Source organism: Phenylobacterium sp. (assembly GCF_036263695.1).
Classification (GTDB): Bacteria; Pseudomonadota; Alphaproteobacteria; order Caulobacterales; family Caulobacteraceae; genus Phenylobacterium.
The window spans coordinates 1-8,365 of the sequence record NZ_DATAGM010000435.1 but is presented as its reverse complement, the minus strand read 5'-3'; the positions used below and the strand labels follow the sequence as shown (position 1 = coordinate 8,365).

6 protein-coding genes are annotated in these 8,365 nt (G+C 69.6%); 3 read left to right on the top strand and 3 right to left on the bottom strand.

Annotated elements, in window-relative coordinates; translation table 11 throughout:
• Together VHK87_RS17630 and gloA are read right to left on the bottom strand one after the other, a co-directional pair.
• On the bottom strand, positions 1–750 hold a 750-nt coding region (locus VHK87_RS17630), incomplete at its 3' end, for an SDR family oxidoreductase (RefSeq protein ID WP_329636199.1).
• The gene (gene gloA / locus VHK87_RS17625) at positions 747–1,187 is read right to left on the bottom strand and encodes a lactoylglutathione lyase (RefSeq protein ID WP_329636198.1); all 441 of its coding nucleotides are present in this window, start codon (positions 1,185–1,187) and stop codon (positions 747–749) included. The genes VHK87_RS17630 and gloA, both read right to left, overlap by 4 nt.
• A 229-nt stretch (positions 1,188–1,416) precedes the next feature.
• Between gloA and VHK87_RS17620 the strand changes: the two genes are divergently transcribed.
• Positions 1,417–2,484 carry an efflux RND transporter periplasmic adaptor subunit gene (locus VHK87_RS17620; protein ID WP_329636197.1) on the top strand — a complete coding sequence of 356 codons (1,068 nt, stop codon included), beginning with the start codon at positions 1,417–1,419 and terminating at the stop codon, positions 2,482–2,484.
• Positions 2,485–2,508: 24 nt separating this feature from the next.
• A complete protein-coding gene (locus tag VHK87_RS17615; RefSeq protein ID WP_329636196.1) occupies positions 2,509–5,745 on the top strand; it encodes an efflux RND transporter permease subunit in 3,237 nt (1,078 codons plus the stop codon).
• Positions 5,746–5,748: 3 nt separating this feature from the next.
• Here the strand turns inward: VHK87_RS17615 and VHK87_RS17610 are convergent, their stop codons facing one another.
• A complete protein-coding gene (locus tag VHK87_RS17610) occupies positions 5,749–7,599 on the bottom strand; it encodes an ABCB family ABC transporter ATP-binding protein/permease (RefSeq protein WP_414694165.1) in 1,851 nt (616 codons plus the stop codon).
• 196 nt (positions 7,600–7,795) lie between these two features.
• Between VHK87_RS17610 and VHK87_RS17605 the strand changes: the two genes are divergently transcribed.
• A partial coding sequence (locus VHK87_RS17605) for a TIGR00730 family Rossman fold protein (RefSeq protein WP_329636195.1) occupies positions 7,796–8,365 on the top strand: 570 nt, incomplete at its 3' end.

Genomic DNA, 8,365 nt, shown 5'->3' with positions numbered 1-8,365 from the left:
CAGGCGGCCGCCGTCCGGGTAGATGGTCTGGCCGGTGAGGTAGCTCGCCTCGTCGCTGGCGAGGAAGACGGCGACCTTGGCGATTTCCGCCGGCTCGCCGATGCGGCCGAGCGGGGTGCGGGCCAGGATGCTCCGTTTCGCCTCTTCCGACCCCATCACACCCTTCAGGATGTCGGTCATAACGGAGCCGGGGCCGATGGCGTTCACCCGGACGCCGTGGGGCGCTAACCCCAGGGCCATGGTCTTGGTCAGCTGGTTGATCCCACCCTTCGAGGTCACGTAGGCGAGTTGCCCAGGGATCGCGAGCACGGCGTTGATCGAGCTCATGTTGATGATCGCGCCCTTCAGGCCGCGCTCGACCATGTGGCGCGCGGCCGCCTGCCCAATCACGAACGGCGCGCGGAGGTTCACGGCCAGCACCCGGTCGAAGTCCTCCAGGGAGAGGTTCAGCACGTCCCCGGCGGCGAGCATGCCGGCGTTGTTGACCAGGATGTCGAGCTTGCCGAGCCCGTCGACGGCCTGAGCGACGGCGGCCCGGGCCGCCTCGGCGTCGGCCAGATCGCAGGCGATGGCGAGGATCTTCCGACCGGAGCCGGCGAGCCCCTGCTCGGCCTCGGCGAGGCGGGCCGCGTCCCGGTCGAGCAGCGCCACGTCGGCGCCCTCGTCGGCGAAGGCTTCAGCGATGGCCCGACCGATGCCGGCCGCGGCGCCGGTGACCAGGGCCGAGCGGCCGGCGAGCCGCCCGCTCACCAGGACCCCACGTTCGGCATCGAGGCCCAGGGCTCGCGCGGCTCGAGCGCCGGGCCGGCCTGGAGCAGTTCGATGGAAATGCCGTCCGGCGACCGGACGAAGGCCATCCGCCCGTCGCGCGGCGGCCGGTTGATGGTCACCCCGCCCGCCTGCAGCCGTTCGCAGGCGGCGTAGATGTCGTCCACGGCATAGGCCAGGTGGCCGAAGTTGCGCCCGCCCGTGTAGTCCTCGGGATCCCAGTTGTAGGTGAGCTCGACCATCGGGGCCTTCTCGGCCCTGGCCTGCTCCACGTCCTTGGGCGCGGTGAGGAACACCAGTGTGAACCGCCCAGCGGGGTTCTCCGCGCGGGAGACTTCCTGCAACCCCAGCTTGTTGACGTAGAAATCCAGGGATGCGTCCAGATCCTTCACGCGGACCATGGTGTGGAGGTACTTCAAACCCGTCTCCTCAAAACAGAAATGTGCCGCACGACCTGACGGCGCACGCCTGCGCCCCCGAGCCCGCCCAGCCCCGGAAGATTATGCGGCGAATAGCCATCCTGTCGGGGAATTCATTTGCGCTCGGAGAACGCCGGCATCAAAAGCGCAGCAACCATTCGTAGGTGAACCTGCGCGGGGCGGCGAATCAAGGTCGCATGGTCCGTTCAGGTCGGGGAACGCCAGCTTCATGAAGCTGAAATCGTCATGGCTGTTCGCAGCGGGGATCGTGGGCGCCCTGGTGCTCTACCTCATCGTGCGTTCGCTGATCACCGCCGCCGGTGATGGCGAAGCCAAGGCCGCCACCACGACGGCCAGCGTCACGCCGACCGTCCAGGTGATCGACGTGCCGGAGACCCTGCATCCCCACGCCGTGGTGATCCGCGGGCGCACCGAGGCGGCGCGCAGCGTCGTGGTGCGCTCCGAGACAGCTGGGGTGGTCGCCGCCGTCCCCGCCACCGAGGGCGCTTTCGTGCGGCCGGGCCAGGTGCTCTGCCGGCTGGAGGTCGACGCCCGGCGCGCGACCCTCGACCAGGCCCGCGCCGCCCTGCGCTCGCGCCAGCTGCAGCATCAGGCCGCCAACGAACTCGCGGCCAAGGGCTACCGCTCGCAGACGCAGGTGCTGCAGGAGAAGGCCAATCTCGACGCCGCCGCCGCGGCCGTGCGGCAGGCGGAGATTGCGCTGGAGCAGGTCAACATCCGCGCCCCCTTCGCCGGGGTGTTCGACAGGCGAGAAGCCGAAATCGGAACCTATCTCGCGCCCGGCCAGCCCTGCGGGACGATGATCGAGCTCGACCCGCTGCTGATCGTCGGCGACGTGCCGGAGACCGAGGCGGCGAAGCTGAGCATCGGCGCGCCGGCCACGGCCAAGCTGGTCTCCGGCCAGACGCTGAGCGGCCAGATCCGCTACGTCGCCAAGGACGCGGACCCGCAGACCCGCACCTATCGGGTGGAGATCGCCGCCCGCAACCCGGGCAACGCGGCCCGCTCCGGCCTCTCGGCGGACATCCGGCTGGGCGCGGGCATGGGGCCGGCTCACCGGGTGCCGGTCTCGACCCTGGTGCTCGACGCCGCCGGCCGCCAAGGCGTGCGCTACGTGAGCGCCGACGGCCGCGTCGGCTTCTCGCCGGTGCGGGTGCTGGAGGAGACGCCGGAGGGCCTGTGGGTCAGCGGACTGCACGGGTCCGCCCGGGTGATCACCGTCGGCCACTCGTATGTGGGCGAAGGCCAGAAGGTTAAGGTCGCTCTCGCCCGCTAGGGCGGGCGCGCCGAGGAGGCAGGCATGATCGGAGCCCTGATCGACGGCGCCATCAAGCGGCGGAAGGTGGTGCTCGGCGTCACCCTGATCGCCAGCCTGTTCGGCCTGTTCACCTATCTCAACATGGCCCGCGAGTCGGAACCGAACATCGACATCCCGTTCGTCTCGGTGATCGTCCCCTACCCCGGCGTGTCGCCGGAGGACGCCGAGCGGCTGCTGGTCAAGCCCCTCGAGACGGCGCTGCAGAGCATCGAAGGCGTCAAGCAGATGGACTCGGTGGCGCGCCAGAACATGGCCGCCGTCAACCTTGAGTTCGAGGCCGACTTCGACAAGGCCAAGGCGCTCGCCGACGTGCGCGCCAAGGTCGACCTGGCGCGCGGCGAGTTCCCGCCCGACGCCGAAGAACCGGTCATCGAGGAGGCCAACTTCGCCGGCGAGCCGGTGATCGGGGTGGTGCTGTCGGGCGCGGCGCCAGAGCGGGCCCTCTACCAGGCGACCCGCAGCCTGCAGGAGCGGCTGGAGGCCTCACCGGGCGTGCTGGAGGTGTTCCTGAGCGGCACCCGCGAGGAGTTCCTCGAGGTCACCATCGATCCCCTGCGGATGGAGGCCTACAACGTCACGGTCGGCGAGGTCACCCAGGTGATCGGCCGCAATAACCAGCTGGTGCCGGCGGGCAGCCTGCGCTCCGGTCCGGGGCAGTTCGCCGTCAAGGTGCCGGGCGTGGTCGAGCGCCCGGAAGACATCCTGGCCCTGCCCGTCAAGAAGAGCGGCGACAAGGTCGTCACCATCGGCGACATCGGGGACGTGCGGCGCACCTTCAAGGAAGCCGCCAGCATCAGCCGGTTCAACGGCGAGCCGGCCTTCATCCTGGAGGTCTCCAAGCGCTCGGGCGCCAACATCCTGGAGACCACCGACCTCGTCCGGCAGGTGGTCGCCGAGGAGCAGAAGCGCTGGCCCTCCACGATCCGCGCTGACTTCCTCTACGACGAAAGCGAGATGATCCACCGCAACCTGCTGGTGCTGGAGGCCGGGATCATCATCGCCGTCATTCTGGTGATGGTGATCATCGTCGCCAGCCTGGGCATCCGTCAGGGGCTGATGGTCGGCGCGGCGATCCCCGCCTGCTTCATGCTGGCCTTCCTGATGATGAACGCCATGGGCATCACGCTGAACATGATGGTCATGTTCGGCCTGGTGCTGGCGGTCGGCATCCTGGTGGACGGCGGCATCGTGGTCGTCGAGTACGCCGACCGGAAGATGGCCGAGGGGCTGGACAAGGCCGAGGCCTTCGCCGCGGCCGGCAAGCGGATGTTCTGGCCGGTCGTCAACGGGACCCTGACCACCCTCTGCGCCTTCCTGCCCTTCCTGTTCTGGAACTCGATCCCCGGGAAGTTCATGAGCTTCCTGCCGCTGACCCTGTTCTTCGTGCTGGGTGCGTCGATTTTCGTGGCGCTGGTCTTCACACCGGCGCTGGGCTCGCTTGCGGCCCGCAAGGCCGGCGTCGACCTGGCGCACCTGGCCGAGATCGAAAAGTCCGAGCACGGCGACCCACGGCAGATGACCGGCTTCATGGGCTGGTACGCCCGCACCATCGACAGCCTGTCTCACAAGCCGCTGCTGGTGCTGCTGGCCACCGCGGTGCTGGTGACGGTGATCGTCTTCGAGTTCGCCTCCAAGCCGCGGGCCACCGAGTTCTTCCTGCGGGAGGACCCGCCCTGGGCGGCGGTGTTCGTGAAGGCGCGCGGCAACCTCTCGCCCGAAGCCCAGAACGTGCTGGTGCGCCAGGTCGAGGACCGGCTGACCGGCATGAAGGGCGTGGAATCCATCCTCGCCCGCGCTGGTCCCATGAACAGCGGCGGCCCGGGCGCGGCGCCGAACGACTCGGTCGGTCGGGTGCGGGTCGACTTCGTCGAGTACGAGGAGCTCAAGGAGCTGGGCGTCACCGGCAAGGACCTCGCCAAGGAGGTGCGCCGCCGCGTCGCCGACATGCCGGGCGTCCAGATCGAGGTGCTCGAGCCGCAGAACGGGCCCCCCGTGGGCAAGGACGTGCAGGTGGAGCTGCGGGGCTTCGATCCGGCGGCGCTCAACCGGGCCGCGGACCTGGTCAAAGCCAAGCTCGCCGCCGATCCCCAGCTCATCGAGCTGGAGGACAACCGCACCTCGCCCGGCATCGAGTGGAACCTGCGGGTCGATCGCGAGATGGCCGGCCGCTACAACGTCGACGTCCTGACCGTCGGCCAGGCCATCCAGTTCGTCACCGGCGGCGTGCTGGTCGGCCGCTTCCGGCCCGACGACGCCGAGGACGAGCTCGACATCCGCGTCCGCTTCCCGCCGGAAGCGCGCAACATCGCCGCCTTCGACCAGCTGAAGATCAGCACCGCGCAGGGGCCGGTGCCGGCCAGCTATTTCGTCAAGCAGGCGCCGGCCCAGCAGGTGACCACCATCCAGCGGCGCGACGGCCAGCGCCTTGTGGTCGTGCAGGCGAACACCGTCGAGGGCGTCGCGGCCAACCAGAAGATCGCCGAGCTGCGCCCGTGGCTGGAGAAGGCGCCGCTGGATTCCTCGGTCCGCTGGAAGTTCACCGGCGCCGACGAAGAGGGCCAGGAGGCTGCGCAGTTCTTCGCCGTGGCGATGCTGGCCTCCCTGTTCCTGATGTTCCTGATCCTGCTCTGGCAGTTCAACAGCTTCTACGGCGTGTTCGTGACCCTCTCGGCGGTGATCCTGGCGACGGTCGGCGTGCTGCTGGGGGTCGTGGTCAATATCGCCCACACCTTCGACTACATGTCGGTGATCATGTTGGGGACCGGCATCGTCGCCTTGGCCGGGGTGGTGGTGGGCCACAACATCGTGCTGGTCGACACCTTCTACCAGCTGAAGCGAAGCGGCCATGCGGACGACGACGCCGCCGTGCGGGCCGCGACCCAGCGCTTCCGCCCGGTGATGCTGACCACCATCGTGACCGTGGTCGGGCTGTTCCCGCTGATGTTCAAGGTGCACCCCAATTTCCGCACGGGGCACCTGGAGTACGCCGCACCGGGCTCCGAATGGTGGGTGCAGCTCTCCGCCTCGGTTGTGTGGGGCCTGTCCTTCGCCACCCTGCTGACGCTGGTGCTGACGCCGGTGCTGCTGGCCGCGCCGAAGGTCTGGGCCGAGCAGTTCCGCTGGCTGTTCGGCTTCGGCCGGCGGGTCGTCGGGCACGCCAAGGAGCGGCCGATCGCGGTGGGCGACGACGCCGACGACGTGGTGCGGGCGGCGGAGTAGCGGTCAGGATTCCCGCGTCTGGCGCCGCCACAGAGCGGCGTATTCTCCGGCGCGGGTCAGCAGCTCGGCGTGGGTCCCCCGCTCGACGATGCGGCCGCGGCGGATGACCAGGATCTGATCGGCGTCGACGATGGTGGACAGCCGGTGGGCGATGACGAGGGTGGTGCGCCCCGCCTTCACCTTGCGCAGCGTCTCCTGAATTGCGGCCTCGGTCGGCCCGTCGAGGGCGCTGGTGGCCTCGTCGAGGATCAGCAGGCGCGGGTCGGCCAGCAGCGCCCGGGCGATGCCCACCCGCTGGCGCTCGCCGCCGGACAGCTTCAGCCCCCGCTCGCCCACCTGGGTGGACATTCCCTCCGGAAGGGCCTCGATGAACTTGCCGAGCTCGGCCGCCTCGGCCGCATCGCGCACCTCCTCGCGCCGGGCGCCGGGCCGGGCGAAGGCGATGTTGGCGTAGAGGGTGTCGTTGAACAGGGCGACGTCCTGCGGCACCAGAGCCACCGCATGGCGCAGGCTCTCCTGCTTCACGCTGCGCAGGTCCATGCCGTCCATCAGGATCCGGCCGGCCTGCGGATCGATGAGGCGCAGGGCCAGCCGGACCACCGTCGTCTTGCCCGCGCCGGAGGGGCCTACCAGGGCCGTCGTCGTTCCCGGGGCCGCCGTGAAGCTCACATCCCGCAGGCCCGTCGAGCGGGCGTCGTGGCGGAACTCCACCTGGTCGAACACCAGCTCTGCGCCGCGGCCGGTGGCGGGCGGCAGGTCCGCGGCGTCCGGTGCATCGACGATCTCCGGCTCCAGCCCGATCAGGGAGACCATCTGCTCCATGTCGATGAAGGCCTGGCGGATCTCCCGGTAGTTGAACCCCAGCATGTTCAGCGGCTGATAGATCCCGGTGAGCAGCAGGATGGCGGCGGTGATGTCGCCGATCTCCATCCGCCCGCCGCTCACCTCGTAGCCCGCCAGCACGGTCATCGACGCCAGCCCGACGTTGAGGATCACCGACTGCGAGGCGTTGAGCAGGTTGAGCGAGGTGTTGGCCTTCACCGCCGCCCGCACATAGTCGCGCATGGCGGACTGGTACTCGGCGACAGTGCGCGCCTCCGAGCCGAAGGTCTTGATGGTCTCGTAATTGATCATCGCGTCGACGGCCATGCCGGCCGCCCGGCTATCGGCCTCGTTGAGCTGTCGCCGATGGGCGATACGCCAGTCCGTGATCTTGAAGGTCAGCACGGCGTAGACGACGATGGTCACGAAGGCGGTCAGGGCGAACCGCCAGTCGAACCGCAGGGTCATGGCGATCATCGCCAGCACCAGCTCGACGGCCGTGGGCCCGAGGTTGAACACCACCGAGCGCATCAGGAAGTCGGTAGAGCGCGCGCCGCGGTCGATGATCCGCGACAGCATCCCGGTCTGCTTCGACTGGTGGAAGTCCAGCGACAGGGCCAGGGCGTGGTCGAAGGCCTCAGTGGCGGCCTTGGCCATGGTCGATTGCGAGACGACGGTGAAGATGGCGTCCCGCGCGTAGGGCGCGCAGGCGGCGATCAGGCGCAGGCCCGCGAAGGCGAGCGCGAAGGTCAGGAAGGCGTCGGTCACGGCCACGCCCGCGGCGCCCGCCCCGGGCGCCAGGCTGTTGATGGCGTCGCCGATCATCAGCGGCGCCCCCACCGCGGCCAGCTTGCCGACGAACACCAACCCCAGCGCCACGGCGATCCGCAGCCGCAGCTGCGGCGCGCCGGAGCGCATCACCAGGCGGCCGAGGTCGGCCAGCGAGGCCTTGACGTCGAACTTCACGGACGGCGGGGCGATGGCGCCCGGGACGGCGAACCGCCGCTGGGGACCGGCCTGGATGAATGCCACGCGCGCACCGCTCCTTCGAAACCCCGCCTCGCGCGGGCCGCCCCTCGATTGTGACGGATTTCCTGCGCGCGCCAAACCCGCACTGGCCGAGGGTGCGACAAGGGTCAGCTTGCCAGCGTGCGCGCCACCTCCTAGCACTGCCCCTTGGCGCGCCGAACCGGCGCACTTCTCACCCCGACCCTGGAGTGTCGATCCGATGGGCGCAGAGCCCCAACGTCTGGACTCCGTCTGCGTATACTGCAGCTCGTCGAACGCGGCCGATCCGGCCTATTTGGCGGCGGCGGCCGAGCTCGGGCGCGCACTGGCCGCCGCTGGGCTGCGGCTGGTCTACGGCGGCGGCGGGGTCGGCCTGATGGGCGCCTGCGCGGCGGCGGCGCACGCGGCAGGCGGCCAGGTGCTGGGCATCATCCCCGAGTTCCTGGTGGGCAAAGAGCGGCCGCTGACGGAGGTCGAGACCATCGTCGTGCAGTCCATGCACGAGCGGAAGATGCAGATGTTCGAGGCCTCCGACGCCTTCGTCGTGCTGCCGGGCGGCATCGGCACCCTGGAGGAGGTGATCGAGCTGCTGTCCTGGCGACGGCTCGACCTGCACGCCAAGCCGATCGTCTTCTACAACCCGGACGGCTTCTGGGAAGGCCTGTTCGAGTTCTTCAACGCCAGCGTCGCCCAAAGGCTGACGCCGCCGGAGTTCCTCCAGGCGTGGACGGCGGTCACGCGGATAGAGGACGTGGTCCCGGTCCTGCGCGGCGTCTCGCCCGAAGACTTC